The organism is Streptococcus sanguinis (assembly GCF_003943735.1).
Lineage (GTDB): Bacteria > Bacillota > Bacilli > Lactobacillales > Streptococcaceae > Streptococcus > Streptococcus sanguinis_E.
This window is the reverse complement of record NZ_RJMV01000001.1, coordinates 103,589-129,834: the sequence shown is the minus strand read 5'-3', so window position 1 is coordinate 129,834 and position 26,246 is coordinate 103,589. Positions and strand designations below refer to the sequence as shown.

Here is a 26,246-nt window from a genome sequence, read left to right as displayed (position 1 = left end):
CATGAGTCAGACGGACGGTTTGAAAGATACCATTGCCTGTGATACCAGGATTAGCCAGATTGTTGATGATTCTTTGTCTTATGCAGGCTACAATATTTCTGAATTGGTAGAGCACCAAGCGAGTTTTGAAGAGGTGATTTATCTGCTGTGGTATTTGCATTTGCCGACTCAAATTGAGCTCAAGCATTTTGAAGAAGATCTGCGAGCTAATTATGCCATTAGCGATGCGGTGGAGCAGTGTATTCTCATCCAGTCCCGCAAGCACCTTCATCCCATGAGTGTCTTGCGCTCAACGGTCAGTCTTTTGGGCGTTTATAATGTCCATGCTGAGGAAGCGTCTCTAGAAGCGACCTATGAGCAGAGCATCCAGCTTATGGCAAAGATGCCGACCATTATTGCGGCTTTTGCAAGACTGAGGTCGGGTCAGACTCCAATAGAGCCGCGGGAGGATTTGGACTTTGCAGCTAATTTCCTCTATATGCTCAAAGGACAAGAGGCGAGTGAACTTGAGGTCAAAGCCTTCAACTGTGCCTTGGTGCTCCATGCCGATCATGAGCTCAATGCTTCAACCTTTGCGGCTCGAGTCTGCGCCTCAACCTTGACCGATATTTATTCCTGCGTGACAGCAGCTGTTGGAGCGCTTAAGGGTTCCCTTCATGGCGGTGCTAATGAATGTGTCTTTGATATGCTGAAAGAGATCAGAGAGGAAGGGGATTGCCAGGCCTACCTAGACCGTAAACTGGCCTCTCACGAGAAGATTATGGGCTTTGGCCATCGAGTTTACAAGACTCAAGATCCGCGTGAAAAATACCTGCGACAAATGGCCAAAGACTTGACGCAGGGAACCAAGGACGAAGTCTGGTATCAGCTTTCAGAAGAAATTGAAGCCTATATGAAGCATACCAAGCACCTGATACCGAATGTCGATTTTTATTCGGCTACGGTTTACCATGTGTTGGGCATTGACAGCAGTATTTACACCCTGATTTTTGCTATGAGTCGGGTGGCTGGCTGGATTGCCCATATTCAGGAACAGCGCAAGAACAATAAGCTGATTCGACCACGTTCTAACTATATCGGTGCTCAAGGTTTGGAGTATCTTCCCATCGGAAGGAGATAAAATGGCAGATAAGATTTTATTTGAGAAAGGGCAATTGCTGGTACCGGATGCTCCTATTATTCCTTACATCCAAGGTGACGGGATTGGAGTGGATATCTGGGAAAATGCCCAGCTGGTCTTTGATAAGGCTGTAGAAAAGGCTTATGGTGGCCAGAGAAAAGTTGTTTGGAAGGAAGTTTTGGCTGGGAAAAAAGCAGCAGACCAGACAGGTGACTGGCTACCGGACGAAACGTTGGCAACGATTAAGAGCCATCTAGTGGCTATTAAGGGGCCGCTAGAAACCCCAGTCGGAGAAGGGATTCGTTCCTTGAATGTGGCCCTGAGACAGGAATTGGATCTCTATGCCTGCCTGCGGCCGGTTCGTTATTTCAAGGGAGTTCCCAGTCCGCTCAAGCACCCAGAGAAGACAGAGATCACGATTTTTCGGGAAAATACAGAAGACATCTACGCAGGGATCGAGTGGGAGAGTGGAACGGCTGCAGTCCAAAAAGTTATCGCTTTCCTGCAGAAGGATATGCAGGTTGACAAGATTCGCTTTCCAGAAAGCTCTGCTATTGGGATTAAGCCTATCTCTAAGCAGGGCAGCGAGCGGCTGATACGGGCGGCCATTGACTATGCACTAGCCAAAGGACTAAGGCGGGTAACTTTGGTTCACAAGGGCAATATCCAGAAATTTACAGAGGGCGGTTTTCGGAAATGGGGCTATGAACTAGCTCAAAGAGAGTATGCGGACGAGCTGGCTTCTGGAAAACTAATCATCCAGGATGTGATTGCAGATAATTTTCTGCAGCAGATTTTGCTCTATCCCGAGAAATTTGATGTTGTCGCCTTGACCAATCTAAATGGTGATTATGCCAGCGATGCTCTGGCTGCTCAGGTGGGCGGGATTGGTATTGCGCCAGGAGCCAATATCAATTACGAGACTGGTCATGCTATTTTTGAAGCTACTCACGGTACGGCGCCAGATATAGCGGGTCAAAATAGGGCTAATCCTTGCTCTCTTCTCTTATCAGGGGCCATGCTCTTTGATTACATTGGTTGGTCGGAGGCATCTCATCTCCTGACTAAGGCTGTTGAGAAGGCTCTCTTTGAGCAAAAAGTGACAGGCGATTTTGCCAGTCAGCTGGAAGGAGTAGCAGCTTTGACCACTAGTCAATTTGCTGAGGAGTTACTGGCTAATATAGAAAAGTGTCCATAATGAAGAAAAAAGCGATGAAGAATCTGCCTGTCTAGACAGTCTCTTCATCACTTTTTTGTCTTTTTCGATATTCCAGTCCCCAGCCGATGATCCAGCAGAAGACGAGCAGATAATTTTCAATCCAGCCCAGAAAGTTTGCTTGATTCGCCTTTTCCAGATAGCCTAGCAGATGGTTGGTGCCAAAGCCCAGCCCACCCAGAATCAGTGCTAGCAAGGTCATACGCAGATAGAACCAATCATACTTTATGTTAGCGGCAATGACTAGAGGCAGAATAGCCAGATTCCAGAAACCGATTTCCCGCTGCCAGTAGGAAGCTATACCATAGATGGACTCATTGCCCAAGAGCTGGGGCTGGAAAATCTGGATCATAGCCGCGCCCAGCATAGCTAAGATCAATAAGATGAAAGTCACTCGTAAAAATTTATTCATACCTGTCTCCTTTCTTCTTTGTAGATTATAATGTTTTTGAAAATGATTTTCAAGTTTTCATTTTTTACAAAAGAAAGCTCTAATAAAATATTTTACAGGCAAGTCCTATCTTTTTGGGTACTTTTGTGGTATACTAGATTAGTTGCAGAAATACAGTTTTTCTATTCAGTGGGAACTAGCGACCGAGTCGGCGCTTTTTTAGTGCTTGGACTTGAGAGACCATATTTATGAAGAGAAGAGCGAATACTCTCAGAAAATCGAGATTTAGCAAGAGAAAAGCACTTGGGATGTTTCGATAGGTGAGTATCAAAAGCCTTATAAGGTGGCTTCGCACCGCCTTTAGAAAGAAGAAGAACATTGAAATTTAATGAATTACATTTATCTGCTGAATTACTAGCAGAGATTGAAAAAGCTGGCTTTGTAGAAGCAAGCCCTATTCAAGAGCAGACGATTCCACTTGCTATGGCAGGTAAGGATGTTATTGGTCAGGCCCAGACAGGGACAGGAAAGACAGCAGCCTTTGGCTTCCCAACATTGGAGAAGATTGATACAGATAATCCTGTTGTGCAAGCATTGATTATCGCTCCAACCCGTGAATTGGCTGTGCAGAGTCAGGAAGAGCTTTTTCGTTTTGGCCGCAGCAAGGGCATCAAGGTGCGTTCTGTCTACGGTGGCTCCAGCATCGAAAAGCAAATCAAGGCCCTCAAATCAGGTGCTCATATCGTTGTAGGAACACCTGGTCGTCTCTTGGATTTGATCAAACGCAAGGCGCTTAAGCTGAATCAGATTGAAACCTTAATCTTGGACGAAGCGGATGAAATGCTTAACATGGGATTTTTGGAAGATATTGAGTCTATCATTTCCCGTGTGCCAGAAGAGCGTCAGACCTTGCTCTTTTCAGCGACCATGCCGGATGCTATCAAGCGCATCGGTGTCAAGTTCATGAAGGAGCCTGAGCATGTCAAGATTGCTGCTAAAGAGCTGACGACGGAGCTGGTGGATCAGTATTATATCCGTGTCAAGGAAAATGAAAAATTTGATACCATGACCCGCCTGATGGACGTGGAGCAGCCAGAGCTGTCAATCGTCTTTGGCCGGACCAAGCGTCGGGTGGACGAGCTGACTCGTGGCCTAAAAATCCGCGGTTTCCGAGCAGAAGGTATCCATGGTGATTTGGACCAAGGCAAGCGCCTCCGCGTTCTGCGCGACTTTAAAAACGGCAATTTGGATGTCTTGGTGGCGACAGATGTAGCCGCGCGTGGTTTGGACATTTCTGGTGTGACCCACGTCTACAACTACGATATTCCGCAGGATCCAGAAAGCTATGTTCACCGGATTGGTCGGACTGGTCGTGCTGGTAAGTCAGGTCAGTCTATCACTTTCGTGGCGCCAAATGAAATGGGCTATCTGCAGATCATCGAAAATCTGACCAAGAAGCGTATGAAAGGCCTCAAGCCAGCTACGGCAGAAGAAGCTTTCCAAGCTAAGAAAAAAGTGGCTCTTAAGAAGATTGAACGCGATTTTGCGGATGATAGCATCCGTTCTAACTTTGAGAAATTCGGCAAGGATGCCCGCAAGCTGGCAGCAGAATTCAGCCCAGAAGAGCTGGCTATGTATATCCTCAGCTTGACGGTGCAGGATCCAGATGCCCTTCCTGAAGTAGAAATTGCCCGTGAAAAACCATTGCCATTTAAACCGTCTGGCGGAGGCTTTGGCGGAAAAGGCAAGGGCGGTCGTGGCGGAAATAGCAACCGTCGCAACAATGACAATCGCCGTGACCGAGGTGGCCGTCGCGACCAATTTAAGAAAGGTCGTAAAGAAGAGCGGTTTGATAAAGAAAATCGCTACCGCAAGGACCACAAGAAGCCACGCAATACTTCTAGCGAAAAGAAAACCGGCTTTGTTATCCGTAACAAGGGTGATAAATAAGGCGATTTGTTAACTAGAGTTGGCGGCAATTTTAGCGTCGAGAGAGAATGCAAGTTCTCTCTTTTCGTTTGTTCAATAAATCTTCTTATTCTCAGTCCTGCAGAAATATAAGTATGAGCCAATGTAGTTTCCTTAATCATGCTGATTGAAGCAGTCCTGTTTATCAAAGTAAATTATAGCCCCCTTATTTCCGCTGTGAACAGTTCTTGGTCTTCTTGCTATAGAACAGGATTCAAAGTATTTCAACTAATTTCGACATCAGAATTCAACATATCAGCTATTTAAAATAAAAAAATTCACAAATCTTTGTTTATATGCTGGAACTGTTGTATAATAAGGTAAAGGTGAGTCTGTAAGAAATTCAGGAGCAAAAGGAGAATGTAAAATGAAAGAAAGTAGACATAGAATCATTCTGCAAGAACTGGATCAAACAGGTGTGGTTGCTGTTAAAAACCTCAAGGAAATGCTGGGTGTCACGGATATGACCATTCGTCGGGATTTGATTGATTTAGAGAAGCAGGGCATGCTGACCCGTGTTCATGGCGGAGCCCATAAGAAGGTCAAAAATGCTCTCAACGAGATTTCCCACTCAGAAAAACAAATGCTGAATGTAGAGGAGAAGAAGCAGATTGCCCGTAAATGTGCGGATTTGATTGTTGACGGGGATACGGTTTTTATTGGGTCAGGCACCACAACCGATTTTATCGGAGACTATTTGGATGGCAAAAATATCAGCATTGTCACCAATTCGCTGCCAATTTTTGAAAAGTTAAAAGAAAGAGCCAACTTAGATTTAATTCTGATTGGCGGACGTTATCGGGCCAAGACTCAAACCTTTGTCGGTCAGTTTGCCAATAATCTTTTGAAAGAAATCAAGGTTTCTAAGGCCTTTATTGGGGCGAATGGCATTGACGGTCATAATGTTACCACCAGCAATGAAGAGGAAGGCAACGGCGACGCAATTATCCTTAACAATGCCATCAGCAAATACATTGTAGCAGATAACAGCAAGTTTGACAGCTATTCTTTCTATTCTTTTTACCGGCTGGACAATCTCAGTGCAGTTGTGACGGACGATAATATCGCTCCGAAAGTCAAGGAAAAATACAGCACCTACGTTGAAATTCTATGATGTGTGGCCGGTGAGAGAAACTTGTTTCAAATGAATAATTTATAGAGGCTGTGACTGGGATTTTGTCTAGAAATTCTAGTCGCAGTTTTTTTATATCTTGGTCGATTTTGTAAACAACAGTCTTGACTTTGCTGCGGAATTCCTTATATAATAAAATGTATTATTAAATTTTAGGAGGTCTTATGACAATCATTATAGTGATTTTTGCAGCAGTGTCGCTTTTTCGTTTGGTGTTTTTGAGGAAATCCTCTCAGAATGAGCAGGATATTCTGGCTAAGGGTGGCATGGAGTACGGGGTGAAAAACTCAACTATCATGAAGTACCTGCACATGCTTTTTTATGCGGTTTGCTTTCTGGAATTGCTGCTGAAAAAGCCAGCTTTTGACTTTGTGAGCCTACTGGGAGCTGTCTTGTTGCTCTTTTCTATGTTTATGCTCTACCTTGTTGCCAAGCTCTTAGGGCCAGTTTGGACCATCAAGCTCATGCTGGTTAAGGATCATAAGTTTGTTGACCACTGGCTCTTTCGCAATGTCAAACATCCTAATTATTTCCTGAATGTTGTTCCAGAATTGGTGGGCTTGGCCCTGCTCAGTCATGCTTACTTTGCTCTGTTTATCCTCTTCCCACTCTACTGTATCACACTCTATGTCCGTATCAAGGAAGAAGAGCAGTTACTCAAGGAAGTTATCATTCCAAATGGAATTGCTGGTGAATAAAGTTAATAAAATGCATATCGACTGCAAAAGAAAGGCTAGGACGTTTATGTCCTAGCCTTTTCTTTCATTATTTCTCTTATTTCATCAACCATTTGCTGGGGTTGGTTCGCTTCAAAGAGTAAGCTATTTGCTTCAGGCTGGTGGGCAGTTTGGCTGAAAGCCAAAACTGGCTTTCCCTTGCTGATAGCCCTTTGGACAATTTGGTCGACTTCTCCCCAGTGATTAATATCCAAGTAAATATCCGCCCTATCGAGCAAATCCTCAATAAAGTCATCCTGGTGGATATTGGTGTAGAGGTTGATATTAGGATAGTCCTTAAAGCTGGCCAAATAAGGAGAAATATTGGTCTTAGCGGCTATGTGAAATTCCAAGTCTGGCAGATTTTCTGCTAAATAGGCCAATTGTTCCAAGGTATCAGAAGCTGTCAGCGTGAAGGCATGGAAATTGCCCTGCGGCCGCTCCTTGATGATAAGCTCTTCCTTGCTCATAGCGATAGAGTTACTGGGAATATCCTGGAAAATCAAGCTGTTGGCTCCAACGATGACATTATCGCCAATGGTCACACCTTTGAGGATTACAGTATTGGCTCCAATCCAGCAGTTAGCTCCAATCTTGACTGGCGCAACAGTAAAATCAATCTTCTCAATATGGTAATTAGAATACTGATGATTATGGTCAAAAATGCGGACCCCATCGCCAAACATGGTATCCTTGCCGATTTCGATAGAGTGTTGACAGCGGACAGTACAATGGTCGTTAAAGAAAACCCTGGTTCCTAGCTTGAATTGTGCGCCACTTGCTACATTCAAGCTGATAAAGGATTGGAAAATGACATCTTGGCCGATATCAAGCTGGGCATCTGGGGAAATTTCGATATGATGAAAGTCGCCTTTAAACTGGATTTCAGGCATGTTGAGTCCTTTCTTTGATGTAAGCCAGTTTGGCTTGTCTAGTTTTCTTTTTAAAGAGTGCTTCAGCCGACATGGCAGCCGGCTTGGTAGGGTGTTCTTCTTGGTAAAGTAAGGTAACTGGCAGCCGAGTGCGAGTGTATTTGGCACCTTTGCCAGCTTGATGTTTTTTGAGTCGGGCTTGGACATCCGTTGTGTAGCCGGTGTAGAGGGAGCCGTCCCCGCATTCAAGCACGTACATATAGGCTTTATTTTCCATAGTAAATCTCGTGAATCTCCGGAGTGTAACTGCCATCCTGATTGTGAATAAAGAGAGGGGGCAGGATTTTTAGACCGTCGCGGGAACCATCTTTAATCGCTTCGATAAGCAGCATATTGGCCTCTTTACCCAACTTTGGATAGACAAACTGAATGCGCTTGGGAGCCAGGTTGTGGGCTTGCATGGTATCTAAAATATCCAGAAAGCGTTCTGGTCGATGAACCATGGCCAACCGACCATTAGATTTGAGGACTCGTTGGGCAATCTTGCAAATCTCTTCCAGATTTGTTGAGATTTCATGGCGGGCTAATAGGTAGTGCTGGCTTTCATTGAGATTGGATTGCTTGTCCACTTTGAAATACGGGGGATTGCAGAGAATCATATCAACCTTGCTGCCAGTGATATAGAGTCCTAGGTTTTTCAGATCGTCCTGAATAACTTGCATTTGCTGGGTTAAATCATTGAGCTCAATGGAGCGCTCGGCCATGTCTGCCAGACGTTCCTGAATCTCGACTGCCAGAATCTTGGCCTTGGTGCGAGTGCTGGCAAAAAGTCCAACAGCGCCATTTCCAGCACAGAGATCGACAATCAACCCCCGCTGGGGCAGCTTAGGAAAGCGGGAAAGCAGTACGCTGTCTACCGAATAGCTGAAGACCTCACTGTTTTGAATAATCTTGACATCCGTTGAAAAGAGCTGGTTGACTCGTTCTCCGTCTTTTAGTTTTGCTTCGTTCATAAGTCAATTATAGCATGATTTAGCAAGGATTCCAAAGGGATATGGGAAGTTTTTGCACAATCAAAAAAACATGCGAGGGCTCTCGCATGTTTCCATGAGCTCAAATGATAATTCTTTTTTTAGCTAGCTCTTAATCAAATCTGTATTTCTGCTTGATGGTGCAGGCAACAAAGACAAGCCCGAAAACGACCATGAGAATCAGATAGACTGGTAAAGTTGCGGCTGTCAGCGTCGCAATTTCCAAAAGGTGCTGCAGGACAAAAGCTGATAGATAGAAGCCAAAGACAGAGAAGATAATAAGCAGGCTGCGCCAGAGGTTGAGTGGCAGACAGGCCCGGATGACTGACAGGAAGCTGATGCTGCCTAGCAAGTAATAGGTCAGGGTGGCCATTTCTATATCGCTCCAGCCATGACTGCTGCCCCAGATGCGCACAAATAGCACGCTGAAGACAATCATGAGGGAGCTTGGCAGAGCTAGCTGCAGGGAGCGTTTGAGGAAGTGCTTTTCAACCGGCTTAATATTGCGCTCAAAGGTGAGGACAAAGGGCGGGAAACCTTCGACAAACTGGTCAATCAAGGTGATCTGAATCGGGATGAATGGGAAAATCAAGAGGTATTCAGATTTTCCTAGCAGGATACTGGCGATACAGATGATAGCCAGGATAAAGGAATAGATCGTCTTGATGAAGAAAATCGGAGCAATCCGGCCGATATTGTTAACAACCCGGCGGCCTTCAAAAAGAATCTCGGGGACATCGTTAAAGTCGGAGTTAAGAAGGACCAAGTTGGCAATTTGCCGAGTTGCGGGGTCGCCCTCCGCCATGACGATGGAGCAGTCTGCTTCACGCAAGGCCAAGATATCATTAACCCCATCTCCGGTCATGGCTGTTGTCCGACCAGCGGCCTTAAGAGTCTGGATCAGCAGCTTTTTCTGATGGGGAGAAACACGGCCGAAGATGGCTGTTTCTTCTGCTTGCTCAACCAATTCTTGATCGCTGATTTTAGAGCAGTCGATGTAGCTGTTGTAGTTGGCAAATCCAGCCTGGCTAGCAATATGGGAAACGGTCACTGGATTGTCACCAGAGATGATTTTCAGATCAACATCCTGAGAGCGCAGGTAGTCCAGTGTCTCAGCCGCTCCCTCACGAATAGGATCAGTGATTTCCAGAACAGCTAAAGCGGTCATATCTTCAGGCAGTTGAATACTGTGTTTGTCTAGCACTTGGTCGCTGTGAGCTAGCACCAAAACCCGCGATCCGCGTTTTTGAGCCTCTCCAACCGCTGCAGGATTGCTGTCCAGCAGCATTTCGGGAGCCCCCAGAAAGATAGTTCCGACACTGGATAAATGCATAGCGCCCCATTTTCGGTCACTAGAAAATGGGATGACATTGTCGCTAGTATAGGCATGGTCCAGATGGCCGTAGCCCTTGCGAATAGCTTGGGCTGTTGGGTTATTATCCTCGCTGGTTTGAATGTAGGCTGCTAAGATTTGATCGACGGTCTCATCAGAAAACTTATCTGACAGGCTATGCAAGGCTTCAACAGTCATCTTACCTTGGGTAATTGTCCCAGTCTTGTCCAGGCAGAGAGTATCCACCCGAGCCAGAGTTTCAACTGAATACATTTCCTGAACAAGCACCTTGCGCATACCTAGCTTGATGACAGCTGTCAGGAGTGACGTGACTGTCAGCAGGGCGATTCCCTTAGGCAGCATACCCAAAAGAGCTGTTGAGCTGGTAATGACAGAGTTTTTGACAGGCAATCCCTTTATCATCAGGGCTTCAAAGAAGAGAGCCATTCCGAAAGGAATGATAATTTTTCCAGTAAAGCGGGAAATTTTCCCAAGATTGTATAGAATACGCGAGTTGATAGGCTTGAGGGTTTTAGCCTCAGTCATGAGCTTGTTGGCATAGTTGTCTGCTCCGACATGGTGCACCTCAGCATAGATCTGCCCACTGGCTAGAAAGCTACCAGACAGCAGCTCAGCGCCTTCTTCCTTGAGCACTAGGTCACTCTCCCCTGTTAACATGGCTTCATTGGCCTCGGCAACACCCTCTACTACACGGGCATCACTGGGAATTTGCTCGCCAGCTGACAGCTTGATCAGGTCACCCAGTACAATTTCTTCTGGCTGAATTTTGACTTCCTGGCCGTTGCGGATGACTGTGACCAGCTCTCGGCTGACCAGATTGAGCTTGTCAATCATGTGTTTGGCTCGCAGCTCTGTGATAATACCAGTGACGGCGTTAAAGCTGATTACTGCGAAGAAGACCAGATTGCTCCAGGCTTGGACAGAGACCAAGGCTAGAGCAATAACAAAGTTAAGGGCATTAAAAAGGGTGAAAACATTCCGCTTAACGATTTGCCAGTTACTAGTACTGGTGTCACTTGTAAAATCGTTGGTCAGGCCCTGCGAAATCTTTTCATCTACTTGGGTTTGGTTTAAACCGATTAATTCTTTCTTGTTCATGAGATTAATGATACCATTTTTTTATGGAAATGGCTATCAGAATCAGCTGTTACAGCCAAAGTTTGGAAAAATATTGCAGACTATAATGGGATAGGGTATAATGGGAAAGGATGTAATAAATTTCAAGTACAATCACAGTTTGAAATAAGGAGAGTTTATGTTTTATACTTATTTGCGAGGTTTAGTGATTTTTATCCTGTGGACCTTGAACGGCAATGCACACTACCACAATAAAGAAAAGATTCCTTCAAAAGATGAAAATTATATCTTGGTGGCCCCTCACCGGACATGGTGGGATCCAGTTTACATGGCTTTTGCGACCAAGCCCAAGCAGTTCATTTTCATGGCCAAGAAACAGCTTTTTGAAAATCGGGTGTTCGGCTGGTGGATTCGCATGTGTGGTGCCTTTCCTATTGACCGGGAAAATCCTGGTCAGTCAGCTATCAAGTACCCTGTCAATATGCTGAAAAAGAGCAATCGTTCCTTGATTATGTTCCCAAGCGGCAGCCGCCATTCTACGGATGTCAAGGGAGGAGTGGCAGTGATTGCTAAGATGGCTAAAGTCCGTATCATGCCAGTGGTCTATGCTGGTCCCATGAGCCTCAAAGGCTTAGCAGCTGGGGAGCGCGTGGATATGAATTTTGGTAATCCCATTGATATTTCAGACATTAAGAAGATGAATGATGAGGGAGTTGAGGAAGTGGCTCGCCGTGTTCATGCTGAGTTTGACCGTCTGGATGCTGAAGTAGCACCTTACCAGACACAAAAGAAAGGCAATATTTTCTTGCGGATTTTACGTGCCTTTGTCTTTATTCCTGCTATTTTGATTGGAATTTTGACCATCATTTTCAGCTTTTTTGCTAGCTTTGTCTGGGATCCAGATAAGCATAGAAAATAAGATACTAATCAGCTTGCTGAGCAATCTTGCTTGGGAGCTGATTTTTTTATGCGAGTGAGCTATAATGTTGGTATGTTTTATAAGGAGGATGCTATGTCTCTTACTTTTTTATCTTTTGTAACCTTATCACTGTTTATGCTGCACGAGTTTGATGAGATTATCCTGGTTCGGCCTTGGATTTCTCAGAATCAAGACCATCAAAGCTATCAAAAGGAGATGTTCATTGCCAGAAGAGGAAGTTATCTTTCTGCTGAAAGTATAGCTCTAATGATTGCGGAGGAATTTTTGCTAGCTTTTATTCTCTTGCTGCTTGCGATTCTATTTCGCATTCCCGAGCTAGCTCTGGCTATTGGCTTCTGTCATACTCTTCATCTGCTGGGCCATATCATGCAAGTGTTTCGCTTTCGTCGCTGGGTACCGGGCGGCTTCACAGCTTTGACGACTTTTCCTATACTCATCTTAGTCTTCATCCTTTATCTATATCAGCAGTCAGTTTCTTGGCCGCTGCTTCTAATTCTAAGCGTGCTTATGATGGCTTTTCTTTTGGCAAATCTGACGTTTTTACATAGCAGAGCTCAAAAGTTAGAAGCTTGGATATACAGGATAAGCAAAGTAAATTGATATTACAGTTCCTATTTTCATCAATGACCATTCTATCTATACGATTACTTGTAAAATAAAGATTTTAAAAAATGACAAGCTGAAAATTCTCGCGGTTTGTCATATTTTTTTGAATTTTTTTACGAATAAAAAGACAAAGGAGAAAAATATGCTTGAAGAAATCATTGAGAAGCTTAAAGAATACAAGCTCTTTGTCGGTCTGGCAGTGGTTGGCGCTGTGCTAGGTGGCTTTTTCCTCATCAAAGGAAATCATCAACCGCAAAACCAGGTAGCCGCCTTAAGTCAAGAGGTAACTTCCTCATCCAGCTCAGCTGATGAAGAAAGCGAAAAGATTGTCTCTAAGGCCAAGGCGGACGAAGAGGAAAGCGAGCAGATTACTGTGGATATTAAGGGAGCAGTCAATAATCCTGGCGTCTATGAGCTGAGAGCAGGAGCGAGAGTCCATGAAGCCATCCAAAAAGCTGGCGGATTGACAGCAGACGCCGAGGCTAAGTCCATCAATCAGGCACAAAAATTAACGGATGAAGCAGTAATCTATGTGGCAAAGATTGGTGAAGAAGGAGCTGATGTCACCCAGACTGGCCAGCGTCAAGCAGGAGCTTCTGATTCTGCTGGTGCTAGCGGTGGAAAGTCGGACAAGGTCAATCTAAATACTGCGACAGAGGCTGAATTGCAGACCATCTCAGGTATTGGACAAAAGCGAGCTTCTGACATCATCGCCTACCGCGAAAGCAGTGGCCGCTTCAAGTCAGTAGATGATCTGAAAAAGGTGTCAGGGATTGGAGATAAGACCTTAGAAAAGCTGAAAGAATATGTCACAGTGGATTAAAAAGTTACCCCTCACCCCTATCTATCTGGCTTTCATCCTTGTATGGGCCTATTTTGCAGTCTATTCTGGCAGTTCTTTGGCTTATTTTGGGCTGGGTGTCCTTCTGCTTCGTCTCTTTTTCAGCTATCCCCTCAAAAAAAGTCTAGCTGCTTTGGCATTCCTGTCCCTTTTTGTCTTCTTTTTCTTGCTTCGTCGGGAAATGGCAGAGCAGGCCTTTAGGCAGGAAGCTCCGTCAGCTAGCTCGGTTAAAGTCTTGCCAGATACAATCAAAGTCAATGGAGATTCCCTATCCTTTCGAGGGCGAACGGATGGTCGACTTTATCAGGTCTTCTACAAGATCAAATCAGCCGGTGAAAAGAAAGTTTTTCAGCAACTGACAGATTTGGTCGTACTTGATATTGAAGGAGAGTTTGAACAGGCCAAGCAACAACGAAATTTTTCGGGCTTTGACTATCAGGCTTATTTAAAGAGTCAGGGGATTTATCGTACCTTAAAAATCAATAAGATTCAGTCACTAAGACCAATTTCCAGCCTGAATCCACTGGATTGGCTGTCTGTCTGGCGCAGAAAAGCGCTGGTCTATATTCGAAGTAATTTTCCTAGTCCAATGAGCCATTACATGACAGGACTCTTGTTTGGTGACTTAGATACGGAGTTTGCGGAAATGAGTGACCTGTATTCTAGCTTGGGTATCATCCATTTGTTTGCCTTGTCTGGTATGCAGGTAGGTTTCTTTTTGGATGGTTTTCGCAGAATTCTTCTACGTTTGGGGATGAAGAGGGAGACAGTAAATGCTTTGCAGCTGCCTTTTTCATTTATCTATGCTGGACTCACAGGCTTTTCTGTTTCTGTCGTCAGAAGCTTAGTTCAGAAGTTGTTGGCCCAGCAAGGACTGACCAGATTAGATAACTTTGCTCTGACACTGATGGTTCTCTTTATCATCATGCCCAATTTTCTTCTGACAGCAGGCGGTGTCTTGTCCTGCGCCTATGCCTTTTTGATTTCTATGATGGATTTTGAAAAGTTACCGCCGATTCGTAAGCTTTTAGCGGAAAGTCTGACTATTTCATTGGGGATTTTGCCTATACTAATCTACTACTTTGCAGAATTTCAGCCTTGGTCCGTGATTTTAACTTTTTTATTTTCACTACTCTTTGACCTGCTGATGCTACCAGGGTTAACCCTCATTTTTATTTTGTCACCACTTTTAAAAATCACTCAAGTCAATTTTTTCTTTGACTTACTCGAAGATGTGATTCGTTGGGTAGCTGATTTTGCTCCGCGCCCTTTGATTTTTGGGAAGCCCAACCTCTGGTTACTGTTCGCTTTGCTTTTGGTTTTGGCTTTAATCTATGACTTTCGGAGAAAGAAAAGCTGGCTTTTATCTTTTAGTTTGCTTGCTCTTCTCTTATTTTTCCTAACAAAGCATCCGCTGCAAAATGAGATTACAGTAGTGGATATTGGTCAGGGAGATAGCATTTTTCTCCGGGAATGGCAGGGCAGGACGATTTTGATTGACGTTGGGGGACGAGTCGAGATAGGAAAGAAAGAGGCTTGGCAGGAGCGACAGACTTCATCCAATGCAGAAAAGACCTTAATTCCCTATCTCAAAAGTCGTGGTGTTGCTAGTCTGGATGTATTGGTCCTGACTCATACCGATACCGATCACATGGGAGATATGCTGGAGGTAGCTAAGCATTTTTCCATCAAGGAAATCTATGTTTCCAAAGGAAGTCTCACTCAGCCTGATTTTGTTCAAAAGCTGGAGCAGATAGAAAGTTCTGTCCATGTCGTAGAAGTGGGAGATGAGATTCCGGTATTTGACTCAGCTTTGCAGGTTCTCTATCCTAGTGGGACAGGCGACGGTGGAAATGATGATTCGATTGTACTCTACGGGGAGTTCTTTCAGACAAAATTTTTGTTTACAGGTGATTTGGAAAGGCAGGGAGAAATTGAACTGCTGCAGCGATTCCCTCAGCTGAAAGCAGATGTCTTAAAAGCAGGTCACCATGGATCCAAAGGCTCTTCCAGTCCAGAGTTTTTAGAGCAAATTCAGCCGAAGCTGGCCTTGATATCAGCCGGCCAGAATAATCGTTATCGACATCCGCATCAGGAAACTTTGCAAAGATTTGAGAAATTTAATACTGCTATCTATCGAACTGACCAGCAGGGGGCCATTCGTTTGATTGGTTGGAATTCCTGGAGGATTGAAACGGTACGCTGATATCTAGACTGAAGATGCCAACTGATACTTTTTCTCATGTCCATGTAGCTTCAGTCAGGAAGTCATATTGATTTATTTATGCATTTGTGATAAGATAATGGGTATAAAAAATTATAGAGGAGAATTTTATGTTTGCTGCATATAAAAAATTCTGGACACACTATGCTGATTTTTCAAGCCGGTCTAGCCGGTCAGACTATTGGTGGGTAGTTTTATGCCATGTTATTGTTACTGCACCGCTATTTATCATTTTTTGGGCATCTGCTTTTGGAAGTATTCTTTCAGCAGCAGTTCAAGACTCAACTTATGGATATGAATCAGATCCATCAGCAATCTTGGCTGGAGCAGGATTCGCTGTAATCTTTATTTTCATCTTAATTCTCTATGCTCTGGCAACTTTTGTACCTAATTTAGCTATCATTGTCCGTCGTTTACGTGATGCTGGTTATCATTGGGCATTTCTTTTCTTGTATGTTGGTCCTTTTTTACTATCATTTATTCCAGTTCTAAATATTATTGCAGGAATAGTATCTCTTCCATGTAGTATTGCTTTGATTGTTTTGCTTTGTCAAGGATCTAAGCCTGAAATGGTTGGAAATTCATATGGTCAGCAAAACTTCCAAGGACAACAGTTTGGCCAACAGCCATACAATCAAGGTTTGAACTATGAAAAACAACCACAACAAGGCGGTTTCCAAGGTCAGCAGTTTGGCCAACAGCCACAGCAAGGCGGTTTCCAAGGACAACAGTTTGGTCAGTCACAACAACCTGTTCAAAATCAACAGTTTGGCCAACAGCCACAGCAAGGTGGTTTCCAAGGACAACAATTTGGTCAACAACCACAGCAACCAGTCCAAAACCAATCATTTGGTCAACAACCACAACAACCAGTTCAAAATCAACAGTTTGGTCAACAGCCGCAACAAGGTGGTTTCCAAGGCCAACAGTTTGGTCAACAACCACAGCAACCAGTCCAAAACCAACCATTTGGCCAACAGCCACAGCAAGGTGGCTTCCAAGATCAGCAGTTTGGTCAACAACCACAACAACCTGTTTCTGAACAAAGCCAGGCAGTGGAGCAAGCGGAATCAGTTCAAAATCCATTTACTGCTGAAACACCTGAGCAATCAACACCTCAGGATTTTGGAACTCAAGCACCTGTTCAAGATAATCCTTTTGTTTCATCAGTTCAAGAGGAGCAGACTTCTACTCCAGCTGAAAACAGTGTAGAGGATACAACTGAAAATCATGAATAAACAAAGAAAGAGTTGGAATATTTCCAGCTCTTTTTGCTCTGTCGTTCGCAGAAAAGTTTTAACAGAACGAGGCATTGATTGCTTTTCATAACAAAGAAAAATGAAGCAAATAACAGTTTCTATTTATATAGCAGATCTATTCAAAAATTAGATTTCGTTTGCAAAGAAAAAAGCAGACTTTCCGACTCTTTTTTGTTACAATCAATACATGAATAAAATTGACAAGAAATATAAAGCAGGGGAGACTTTCGGTGTTAGCTATTGAGGAAATTAAAAAAATCACGCCAAGCAATCTTCCTGCTTTGACCATTTTGGCTGGGGATGATTTGGGGCAGTTTGAGTTGTTGAAAGAGCAGTTTCTCCGCCAGATTCAGTTTCAACCGAGTGATTTGAACACTGCTATTTTCGATATGAAAGAAGCAAACTATCAGGATGTGGAATTGGACTTGGTCAGTCTGCCTTTTTTTGCGGATGAAAAAATCGTAATTTTGGACCATTTTGCTGATTTGACAACAGCCAAGAAGCGGTATCTGACTGATGAAGAACTCAAATCTTTTGAAAATTACCTAGAAAATCCAGCGGATACAACTCATCTGGTTATCTTCGCAGAAGGTAAGTTGGATAGCAAGCGCCGTCTGGTCAAGCTACTGAAACGGGACGGGAAAATTTTTGAGGCTGCAGAACTCAAGGAAGCAGATCTACGGGCTTATTTCAGTAAGGAAGCGCAGGCAGAAGGATTACAATTTGCTACGACAGCTTTCGATCAGTTGCTGCTGAAATCAGGTTTTCAGTTCAGTGAAGTTAGTAAAAATCTAGCCTTTCTGAAAGGTTATAAAGAGTCTGGTCAGATTGGTTTAGAAGACATTGCCGAGGCCATTCCCAAGACTCTTCAGGACAATATTTTTGACCTGACCCAGCTGATTTTGCAGCAGAAGATTGATGAGGTCAGAAGTTTGGTACGAGATTTGACTCTTCAAGGTGAGGATGAAATCAAGCTTATTGCCATTATGCTGGGGCAGTTTCGTATCTTTACGCAGGTTAAGGTTTTAGCAGAAAATGGCAGAGCTGAGAGTCAGATTGTGTCTGATTTGTCTGACTATCTAGGCCGCAAGGTCAATCCTTATCAAGTCAAGTTTGCTTTAAAGGATGCTCGCTCACTGAGTTTAGCCTTTCTTAAAAGGACCATGGCCTGTCTGATTGAAACGGATTACCAGATTAAGTCGGGGCTGTATGATAAAGATTACCTGTTTGATTTGGCTCTGCTCAAGATTGCGACGGGTGACTTACAAGCAAAATAGTTGAAAAATTCTAATGATTGCGTTATCATTTTTATAATCATATAGAAAAAGAGGTCTATCAAATGGCAATTATCTTACCTGATCTTCCTTACGCTTACGATGCGTTAGAGCCTTACATTGATGAAGAAACAATGCACTTGCATCATGACAAGCACCATAATACCTATGTAACGAATGTTAATGCTGCGCTTGAAAAACATCCTGAAATTGGTGAAGACTTGGAAAAATTATTGGCTGATGTGGAGTCTATCCCAGCTGATATCCGTCAAGCAGTCATCAACAACGGTGGTGGTCATCTTAACCACGCTCTTTTCTGGGAATTGATGACACCAGCAGAAACATCACCATCTGCAGAGTTGGCAGCGGATATCGAAGCTACTTTTGGATCATTTGAAGACTTTAAAGCAGCTTTCACTGCAGCGGCTACAACTCGTTTTGGTTCTGGCTGGGCTTGGTTGGTTGTCAACAAAGAAGGTAAGTTGGAAGTAACTTCAACAGCAAATCAGGATACTCCTATTTCAGAAGGTAAAACTCCAATCTTGGGACTGGATGTTTGGGAACATGCTTACTATGTGAAATACCGCAATCTTCGTCCGAACTACATCCAAGCTTTCTTCTCAGTTATTAACTGGAAAAAGGTTGACGAACTTTACGCTGCTGCTAAATAAACAGGCAGTTTCAATAGATAAAAAGGCGAATCGATTAATGATTTGCCTTTTTTGATGCTTAAAATGCCTTTTTTCTGGGTTTCACTTGTTATTTTCCTCATAATTTTTTATAATACAAATGCTAGGAGAAATGTTTTGAGTAAAAAAATTGTAACGATTATCGTAGCTGTCCTTTCTTGTCTTTGTCTGCTGGGCTTCATCTTCCTTTTTATAACCCAACGAAATAAGGCTATTGAAAAGAAAGCACAAGAGGCTGCCCAACTTGCAAAGTCTGGCGAGCAAGAACAGAAAGAAGAGAAAGTCAAGCCTGATTCCAAACTAGTTGAAGAAAAGCCGAAGCCTGTTGAGAAAAGTCCAGAGGAGAAGCAGAAGGTCATGGAGGCGGACGGCCCGACTATGGATGCTTTGGGGCTGCGATTTGACTATGCAAATTTGGATTTGACTCAGGTCATTCAGGCTTATATGACTGAAATGGGAATTGAACCCTCCCAGGTTGCATTTTCATATAAGGATTTGACGACTGGCAAGACCTTTGCAATGAATGATACCCAGCCTATGACTGCGGGATCGACCTACAAGCTCCCTCTCAATATGCTGGTAGTAGATGAGGTTGCTGCCGGCAAACTTTCTATGGACGAGCGGTTTGATATTACCAATACAAACTATGAATATAGGGGCGAGCATGATAACTATGTTGGTGCTTTCAACGGTGCTATGAGAATATCAGACATGCAGGAATATTCCTTGGTTTATTCTGAAAATACTCCAGCCTACGCTTTAGCAGAGCGTCTAGGCGGCATGGAAAAGGCCTATGATATGTTTAGTCGCTACGGTCAGTCCAAGGCTGATATTAAGACGATCAGCCGTGAGAATAATAAGACCACGACGGACTACTATATTCAGGTCCTTGAGTATTTGTCTAAAAATCAGGAAAAGTACAAGGATATCCTTTATTATATAGGCGAATCCTTCCCAGGTGAGTATTATAAGCGCTATCTGCGTGACATTACCATTTATCAAAAGCCAGGATATGTTCGTGAAGCGCTCAATGTGGATGCTCTAGTCATGGAAGAGAAGCCCTATATTATAGCTCTCTATACGGCTTATTTAGGTGGTAGCACCGAGGCCAGTGATGAGATCAGTGGTGTCGGAATTGAGCAAGTTGGTCAGTTAGCCTACGTCATCAATGAATGGCATCGGGTTAATATGAACTAATCTAATAGAAATCAGAAAAAATACGCTTTAGATGAAAATCTGGGCGTATTTTTTGTTTTAAAATGCAGTAAAGCTTGATGACTTTTAGATTGAAATCTATTTAGAAAAAAATCAAAATAGATTTGACAGAAAGAAAGGAAAGATGTATAATCTATTTAGAAAAAAATCTAAACAGTTCAGGAGAAAAACGATGATTTCCATTCATATCTTGATTGCCATGCTGCTGATTTTAGGGTCAGTCCTTGTTCCTTTGGTTTATTTTAAAAAGACCAAGCACATTTCTCTGCTAGTTTTCCTTTTAGGGGGAGTTGGCTTTTATCTGTCTAGTCAAGTTCTGGAAAATATTTTGCATCGTATCGTTTTACAGCCTCAGGCTGATGGAACTATCGCTTTGCAGACGGAAAATCCTTGGCTATACGTTCTTTATGCTATTGCTGCGGCAGCTATTTTTGAAGAAACAGCCCGCTGGGTCATCTTTTACTGGCTGCAGAAGAAGCGTCCACTGACCTTTAGGGATGGTGTGGCCTATGGCTTGGGGCATGGTGGTATTGAGGCTTTGTTTGTTGGTATTGTCAGTCTCTTAAACTTTTGGGTTATAGCTCAGGTAGTGACTCAGGGGAATGCTCAGACGCTGGCTCAAATTCCTCAAGCAGTTATTGACAATGTCCGTTCCATGAACGCTGGCAGCATCTATCTTTTGGCTTTTGAACGGATCTTGGCTATTCTCATTCAAATCCTTCTGACCTTCTGGGTTTGGAAAGCGGTCAAGGAGAAGGCTCCAGTGTATTTTTTAGCCGCTCTGGGACTTCACGCCCTGATTGACTTAGCGCCTGCTCTGGCTCAGGTAGGCGTTCTTCCGCCACTGGCTGTTGAGGCTCTGCTCTTAGTAGAAGTAGTGGCACTAGTCTTTCTGACCAAGAAAATTTTGAAAGTTTACCTGAAGGAAAGGTTCAATCATGGGCATCAGTCAAACGCTTAAAGCCCTAGCTGACCCAGTTCGAAGGGGGATTCTGGAAATGCTCAAGCATGGTCCGAAGTCAGCAGGGGAAATTGCTCAAGCTTTTGAGCTGACCCCTGCGACAGTATCCTACCACCTCTCTCAGCTAAAGAAAGCCGGTCTGCTCATAGAAGAAAAGCAGAAGAACTTTATATATTACAGCTTAGATGTCACTGTTTTTGAAGAAATTCTTGTCTGGTTTCAATCTCTTGGAGGAGGAAACGAAAATGAAAAAAAATAGTTTACAAGAATTAGGCTGGGCGCTTGGACTCATGCTCCTGCCAGTTTTATATGCCATCTGGGTCTATCAAACATTACCAGAAAACTTGGCTATTCACTTTGACTTATCTGGAAAAGGAAATGCTTTTTTACCTAAGTTTTTAGTAGTTTCGGCTTTTCCAATTGTCATGATGCTACTAGAAGTTATGATTTACTGGATAACCATTGCCAAAGATATCTTAAATAGAACCTTTAAGCACCTTATTCGCTGGATATTTCCTTTTACCTTTGTTTCGCTGTATCTAGCTACCATTTATCGGGGCTTAAATGAGAGTTTTGATGTGCGTAAAATTGTAACTATGCTAGTTGCTTTGGTTTTCATAATTGTAGGCAATTACTTGCCCAAAAAAGTACAAGCTGACAGAAATTCCATGAATAGAAAATGGGCACACCTCTTTGTTTTGTTAGGATTTCTTACTTTTATAGTCAGCATTTTCTATTTGTAAGCGGATTTATGCTATAATGGTATCAAGTATCAAATAAAAGGGTTATCATGATTACCAAGGAGCATTATCAATTTATCCGGCAGCACCCTGCCTTTGTCAATCTGCCAGTGGAGCTTTTCGATAAATTAGCAGTGGAGATTCAGTATCGCAAGATTCCTAAAGGGCAGATTATCTTTTTTGCGGGGGATCGACGTGAGCGACTTTTTCTCTTGTCTCAAGGCTATGTTCGGATTGAGCAGTATGATTCGACAGACACATTTTCATATATGGATTATGTCAAGAAAAACAGTGTTTTCCCCTATGGAGGTATGTTTTTTGATGAGTGCTACCATTATACAGCCAGCGCTGTCACCAATGTCGAATATTTCTCCATTCCTATTGATTTATTTGAAGAATATTCTAAGAAGAGTGTGGATCAGCTTTTGTTTATTACCAAGCGGCTGTCGCAAATTCTGGAATTTCAGGAACTTCGTTTGCGCAATGTTGTAGCAGCCAGTGCCAGCGAGCGTGTGGTTCAGTCCTTGTCTCTGCTCTGCATGGATTTGTGCAAGGTAGGATATAGCCTGCCCTTTCCTATCAGTATGAAAGAGTTGGCAAAACTAGGAGCCACGACTCGGGAAACGGTCAATCAAGTTCTGAAAAAGCTCTTAGATGNAGGTCGGATTGAATACCAACATAAAAAATTAACTTTTAAAGAGAAAGAGTATTTCATGAAATACCTTGCTGGAAGCTAATCGGTTCTGATTGGCTTCTTTTTTGCTTAATATATTCAAAATATTCTAATATTAACCGTGTATTGATTTTATTTTAAAAAATAAATATTCACAAAAATAATATAATGCATAAAATATTCAAAGAAAACGCTTTAAAGAAGAATATTATAAAAATAAAAATAGAAAAAAGCAAAGGATTTGGCATTTGCAATGTAGACTTTTTCTTGAAAGCGGTAGCATTAAATGCTAGAATAGTACATGTAAACGGGATTAGAAAAACCTAAACCGCAAAGAAAAAGGAGGATAGTAGATGTCTACACATCCAATTCGTGTTTTCTCAGAAATTGGAAAACTGAAAAAAGTTATGTTGCACCGTCCTGGCAAGGAGTTGGAAAACTTGCAGCCGGACTACTTAGAACGTCTTCTTTTTGATGATATTCCTTTCTTGGAAGATGCACAAAAAGAACATGATAACTTTGCTCAAGCGCTTCGTAATGAAGGAGTTGAGGTGCTCTATCTTGAGCAGCTAGCTGCTGAGTCACTGACTTCTCCAGAAATCCGTGAGCAATTCATCGAAGAATATCTGGAAGAAGCCAATATTCGCGGCCGTGAAACCAAGAAAGCTATTCGCGAACTGCTTCGTGGTATCAAAGATAACCGAGAGTTGGTTGAAAAAACGATGGCAGGGGTTCAAAAAGTTGAATTGCCAGAAATTCCTGAAGAAGCAAAAGGCTTGACGGACTTGGTGGAATCTGATTATCCATTCGCTATTGATCCAATGCCAAACCTCTACTTCACACGTGACCCATTTGCTACAATTGGTAATGCTGTATCGCTCAACCACATGTATGCAGATACTCGTAATCGTGAAACTCTCTACGGTAAATACATCTTCAAATATCACCCAGTATACGGTGGAAATGTTGAACTTGTATATAACCGTGAAGAAGATACACGTATCGAAGGTGGGGATGAACTGGTTCTTTCAAAAGATGTGCTGGCGGTTGGTATTTCACAACGTACAGACGCAGCTTCTATCGAAAAACTCTTGGTCAATATCTTCAAGAAAAATGTTGGCTTCAAGAAAGTTTTGGCTTTTGAATTTGCCAACAACCGTAAGTTCATGCACTTGGACACTGTCTTCACTATGGTTGACTATGACAAATTCACGATTCACCCAGAAATCGAAGGCGATCTTCGCGTTTACTCAGTAACTTATGTTGATGACAAACTTAAGATTGTTGAAGAAAAAGGTGATTTGGCAGAAATCTTGGCAGAAAACCTTGGTGTGGAAAAAGTTCACCTGATTCGCTGTGGCGGTGGCAATATTGTAGCTGCTGCGCGTGAGCAGTGGAATGACGGTTCTAACACCTTGACCATCGCACCTGGTGTGGTAGTGGTGTATGACCGCAACACCGTTACTAACAAGATTTTGGAAGAATACGGCTTGCGTTTGATTAAGATCCGCGGAAGTGAATTGGTTCGCGGTCGTGGTGGACCACGCTGTATGTCTATGCCGTTTGAACGTGAAGAAATTTAAGCATACAAGTGCTAACAAATACATAAAGAAAAGAAAGAGGAAATAATAGAATGACACATTCAGTATTCCAAGGACGTAGCTTCTTAGCAGAAAAAGACTTTAGCCGTGCTGAGTTAGAATACCTTATCGGTCTTTCAGCTCACTTGAAAGATTTGAAAAAACGCAATATTCAACACCATTATCTTGCTGGTAAGAATATCGCTCTCTTGTTTGAAAAAACATCTACTCGTACTCGGGCAGCTTTTACAACAGCAGCCATTGACCTGGGAGCACATCCAGAATACCTTGGTGCAAATGATATCCAGCTTGGTAAGAAAGAATCTACAGAAGACACTGCTAAAGTATTGGGCCGTATGTTTGATGGGATTGAATTCCGCGGCTTCAGCCAACGCATGGTAGAAGAATTGGCAGAATTCTCAGGTGTTCCAGTATGGAATGGCCTGACTGACGAATGGCACCCAACTCAAATGTTGGCTGACTACTTGACTGTTCAAGAAAACTTTGGCCGTCTGGAAGGCTTGACATTGGTATACTGTGGTGATGGACGTAACAACGTTGCCAACAGCTTGCTGGTAACAGGAGCTATCCTTGGTGTCAACGTTCACATCTTCTCACCAAAAGAACTCTTCCCAGAAAAAGAAATCGTTGAATTGGCAGAAGGCTTTGCGAAAGAAAGCGGCGCACGTATCCTCATCACTGAAGATGCTGACGAAGCGGTTAAAGGTGCTGATGTTCTTTACACAGACGTTTGGGTATCTATGGGTGAAGAAGACAAGTTTGCAGAACGCGTTGCCCTCCTTAAACCTTACCAAGTAAACATGGATTTGGTGAAGAAAGCTGATAACGAAAACTTGATTTTCTTGCACTGCTTACCAGCATTCCACGATACAAATACTGTTTACGGTAAAGATGTCGCTGAAAAATTCGGCGTAGAGGAAATGGAAGTAACAGACGAAGTCTTCCGCAGCAAATATGCTCGTCATTTCGACCAAGCAGAAAACCGTATGCACACAATTAAAGCGGTTATGGCTGCAACTCTTGGAAACCTCTACATTCCAAAAGTATAATCTTACCTAAGAAACCGTCTACCAACAGCTATGAGGGCTGCGACTAATAGCTTTAGTCCGGCCCTCTTTTATATGATAAGAAATGCTCATTTTCTTATTGAAAATTAAATAATCTACTAAAATAAATTGGAAGCGCATTCATTGAAGCGCATTTAAGGAGAATTTAATGGCAAATCGTAAAATCGTTGTAGCCTTGGGAGGAAATGCCATCCTTTCATCTGACCCATCAGCGAAAGCACAGCAGGAAGCCTTGGCGGAAACTGCTAAACACTTGGTGAAATTGATTAAAAACGGGGATGATCTTATCATTACCCATGGAAATGGTCCGCAAGTAGGGAACTTGCTGCTGCAACAGTTGGCAGCAGACTCTGAAAAGAATCCTGCTTTCCCACTAGACTCTCTTGTGGCTATGACAGAGGGCAGTATTGGCTTCTGGCTGCAGAATGCTTTGCAAAATGCTCTCTTGGATGAAGGTATCGAAAAGAATGTTGCTTCTGTTGTGACGCAAGTAGTAGTTGATAAGAACGATTCAGCCTTTGTCAACCTCAGCAAGCCAATCGGTCCTTTCTACTCAGAGGAAGAAGCAAAAGCGGAAGCTGAAAAGAGCGGAGCGACTTTCAAAGAGGATGCTGGCCGCGGTTGGCGCAAGGTCGTTGCTTCACCAAAACCAGTGGACATCAAGGAAATTGAAACGATTCGTACGCTTTTGAATCAAGGTCAAGTAGTGGTAGCTGCTGGCGGTGGTGGAATTCCTGTCGTCAAAGAAGACAATGGCCATCTTACTGGTGTTGAAGCTGTTATTGACAAGGATTTTGCTTCTCAGCGCTTAGCGGAGTTGGTTGATGCAGACCTCTTCATCGTCTTGACTGGTGTGGACTATGTCTTTGTTAACTACAACAAACCAGACCAAGAAAAATTGGAGCATGTGAATGTTGCTCAATTGGAAGAATACATCAAGCAAGAACAATTTGCACCAGGCAGCATGCTTCCAAAAGTAGAAGCAGCTATTGCCTTTGTCAATGGCCGTCCAGAAGGCAAAGCAGTTATCACATCTCTGGAAAATCTGGGCGCTCTGATTGAGTCTGAGAGCGGTACGATTATTGAAAAAGGCTAGGCATAGAACTGATTGAAAGTCGATAGCAGCTGAACTCTGTCGCTGCTGCAAGTCTTTTCCTGAAAATCTTTGATTATTTTCAAAAATACTGGCTTTTTCAATGTTAATATGGTAAAATAAAAACAAAGTAAGCGTTTTCTTGTTTGCTCATACAGGGAAATGTAGGTTCGTAACCTCGTTAAA

25 protein-coding genes are annotated in these 26,246 nt (G+C 43.1%); 20 read left to right on the top strand and 5 right to left on the bottom strand.

All coding sequences use genetic code 11. From position 1 onward, the window contains the following. Position 1: 1 nt before the first annotated feature. Positions 2-1,120, top strand: a complete 1,119-nt coding sequence (locus D8877_RS00680; protein WP_111676123.1) for a citrate synthase — start codon at positions 2-4, stop codon at positions 1,118-1,120. Position 1,121: 1 nt separating this feature from the next. After that, positions 1,122-2,318, top strand: coding sequence for an NADP-dependent isocitrate dehydrogenase (gene icd / locus D8877_RS00675; RefSeq protein WP_125340683.1), 1,197 nt, complete (start codon positions 1,122-1,124; stop codon positions 2,316-2,318). 31 nt (positions 2,319-2,349) lie between these two features. Here the strand turns inward: icd and D8877_RS00670 are convergent, their stop codons facing one another. Next, the gene (locus D8877_RS00670; protein WP_125340686.1) at positions 2,350-2,748 is read right to left on the bottom strand and encodes a hypothetical protein; all 399 of its coding nucleotides are present in this window, start codon (positions 2,746-2,748) and stop codon (positions 2,350-2,352) included. Positions 2,749-3,105: 357 nt separating this feature from the next. Here D8877_RS00670 and cshA point away from each other — a divergent pair, with 357 nt between their 5' ends. The 3 genes from cshA (at position 3,106) to D8877_RS00645 (ending at position 6,525) form a co-directional block, all read left to right on the top strand. Then, the gene (gene cshA / locus D8877_RS00655; RefSeq protein WP_125340692.1) at positions 3,106-4,677 is read left to right on the top strand and encodes a degradosome RNA helicase CshA; all 1,572 of its coding nucleotides are present in this window, start codon (positions 3,106-3,108) and stop codon (positions 4,675-4,677) included. Positions 4,678-5,062: 385 nt separating this feature from the next. Further along, on the top strand, positions 5,063-5,809 hold the full coding sequence (locus D8877_RS00650; protein WP_004187784.1) for a DeoR/GlpR family DNA-binding transcription regulator: 747 nt from the start codon (positions 5,063-5,065) through the stop codon (positions 5,807-5,809). 182 nt (positions 5,810-5,991) lie between these two features. After that, positions 5,992-6,525 carry an isoprenylcysteine carboxyl methyltransferase family protein gene (locus D8877_RS00645; RefSeq protein ID WP_111676113.1) on the top strand — a complete coding sequence of 178 codons (534 nt, stop codon included), beginning with the start codon at positions 5,992-5,994 and terminating at the stop codon, positions 6,523-6,525. A 44-nt stretch (positions 6,526-6,569) separates the two neighbouring features. Here D8877_RS00645 and D8877_RS00640 read toward each other — a convergent pair whose 3' ends face one another. The 4 genes from D8877_RS00640 to D8877_RS00625 form a co-directional block, all read right to left on the bottom strand. Beyond that, the gene (locus D8877_RS00640) at positions 6,570-7,436 is read right to left on the bottom strand and encodes a DapH/DapD/GlmU-related protein (protein ID WP_111676111.1); all 867 of its coding nucleotides are present in this window, start codon (positions 7,434-7,436) and stop codon (positions 6,570-6,572) included. Next, positions 7,429-7,692, bottom strand: coding sequence for a GIY-YIG nuclease family protein (locus tag D8877_RS00635; RefSeq protein WP_111676109.1), 264 nt, complete (start codon positions 7,690-7,692; stop codon positions 7,429-7,431). The genes D8877_RS00640 and D8877_RS00635 overlap by 8 nt, the downstream gene beginning before the upstream one ends. Continuing rightward, positions 7,682-8,428, bottom strand: a complete 747-nt coding sequence (locus D8877_RS00630; RefSeq protein ID WP_111676106.1) for a tRNA1(Val) (adenine(37)-N6)-methyltransferase — start codon at positions 8,426-8,428, stop codon at positions 7,682-7,684. Before D8877_RS00630 ends, D8877_RS00635 begins: the two co-directional genes overlap by 11 nt. A 130-nt stretch (positions 8,429-8,558) precedes the next feature. Then, a complete protein-coding gene (locus tag D8877_RS00625; protein ID WP_125352131.1) occupies positions 8,559-10,898 on the bottom strand; it encodes a cation-translocating P-type ATPase in 2,340 nt (779 codons plus the stop codon). A 157-nt stretch (positions 10,899-11,055) separates the two neighbouring features. Here D8877_RS00625 and D8877_RS00620 point away from each other — a divergent pair, with 157 nt between their 5' ends. From D8877_RS00620 to arcC, 15 genes are all read left to right on the top strand, one after another. After that, positions 11,056-11,796: a lysophospholipid acyltransferase family protein gene (locus D8877_RS00620; RefSeq protein ID WP_125352129.1), complete on the top strand. Its 741-nt coding sequence runs from the start codon at positions 11,056-11,058 to the stop codon at positions 11,794-11,796. Between the two features lie 72 nt (positions 11,797-11,868). After that, positions 11,869-12,417, top strand: a complete 549-nt coding sequence (locus D8877_RS00615; protein WP_185760143.1) for an HXXEE domain-containing protein — start codon at positions 11,869-11,871, stop codon at positions 12,415-12,417. 148 nt (positions 12,418-12,565) lie between these two features. After that, the gene (locus D8877_RS00610) at positions 12,566-13,246 is read left to right on the top strand and encodes a helix-hairpin-helix domain-containing protein (RefSeq protein ID WP_125352125.1); all 681 of its coding nucleotides are present in this window, start codon (positions 12,566-12,568) and stop codon (positions 13,244-13,246) included. Beyond that, a complete protein-coding gene (locus D8877_RS00605) occupies positions 13,230-15,470 on the top strand; it encodes a DNA internalization-related competence protein ComEC/Rec2 (protein WP_002900837.1) in 2,241 nt (746 codons plus the stop codon). Before D8877_RS00610 ends, D8877_RS00605 begins: the two co-directional genes overlap by 17 nt. Before the next feature lie 128 nt (positions 15,471-15,598). Next, positions 15,599-16,726, top strand: coding sequence for a DUF805 domain-containing protein (locus tag D8877_RS00600; protein ID WP_004191883.1), 1,128 nt, complete (start codon positions 15,599-15,601; stop codon positions 16,724-16,726). Positions 16,727-16,977: 251 nt separating this feature from the next. After that, positions 16,978-18,024, top strand: a complete 1,047-nt coding sequence (gene holA / locus D8877_RS00595; protein ID WP_048771588.1) for a DNA polymerase III subunit delta — start codon at positions 16,978-16,980, stop codon at positions 18,022-18,024. A gap of 62 nt (positions 18,025-18,086) precedes the next feature. Next, complete coding sequence (gene sodA / locus D8877_RS00590; RefSeq protein ID WP_002896081.1) at positions 18,087-18,692, top strand: superoxide dismutase SodA; 606 nt, start codon at positions 18,087-18,089, stop codon at positions 18,690-18,692. 135 nt (positions 18,693-18,827) lie between these two features. Beyond that, complete coding sequence (locus D8877_RS00585) at positions 18,828-19,907, top strand: serine hydrolase (RefSeq protein WP_293826298.1); 1,080 nt, start codon at positions 18,828-18,830, stop codon at positions 19,905-19,907. A 190-nt stretch (positions 19,908-20,097) separates the two neighbouring features. Further along, the gene (locus D8877_RS00580; RefSeq protein ID WP_048771598.1) at positions 20,098-20,886 is read left to right on the top strand and encodes a YhfC family glutamic-type intramembrane protease; all 789 of its coding nucleotides are present in this window, start codon (positions 20,098-20,100) and stop codon (positions 20,884-20,886) included. After that, a complete protein-coding gene (locus D8877_RS00575; protein WP_002896078.1) occupies positions 20,864-21,145 on the top strand; it encodes an autorepressor SdpR family transcription factor in 282 nt (93 codons plus the stop codon). The genes D8877_RS00580 and D8877_RS00575 overlap by 23 nt, the downstream gene beginning before the upstream one ends. Continuing rightward, a complete protein-coding gene (locus D8877_RS00570) occupies positions 21,132-21,629 on the top strand; it encodes a DUF1648 domain-containing protein (RefSeq protein WP_004187746.1) in 498 nt (165 codons plus the stop codon). Before D8877_RS00575 ends, D8877_RS00570 begins: the two co-directional genes overlap by 14 nt. A gap of 47 nt (positions 21,630-21,676) precedes the next feature. Then, positions 21,677-22,363, top strand: a complete 687-nt coding sequence (locus D8877_RS00565) for a Crp/Fnr family transcriptional regulator (RefSeq protein ID WP_125352122.1) — start codon at positions 21,677-21,679, stop codon at positions 22,361-22,363. 289 nt (positions 22,364-22,652) lie between these two features. Continuing rightward, entirely contained in the window at positions 22,653-23,882 is a 1,230-nt protein-coding gene (gene arcA / locus D8877_RS00560; protein ID WP_002912023.1) for an arginine deiminase, read from the top strand. A gap of 50 nt (positions 23,883-23,932) precedes the next feature. Beyond that, a complete protein-coding gene (gene argF / locus D8877_RS00555) occupies positions 23,933-24,949 on the top strand; it encodes an ornithine carbamoyltransferase (RefSeq protein ID WP_002900826.1) in 1,017 nt (338 codons plus the stop codon). A gap of 166 nt (positions 24,950-25,115) precedes the next feature. Next, positions 25,116-26,063: a carbamate kinase gene (arcC, locus tag D8877_RS00550; RefSeq protein WP_125352120.1), complete on the top strand. Its 948-nt coding sequence runs from the start codon at positions 25,116-25,118 to the stop codon at positions 26,061-26,063. Positions 26,064-26,246: the final 183 nt, after the last annotated feature.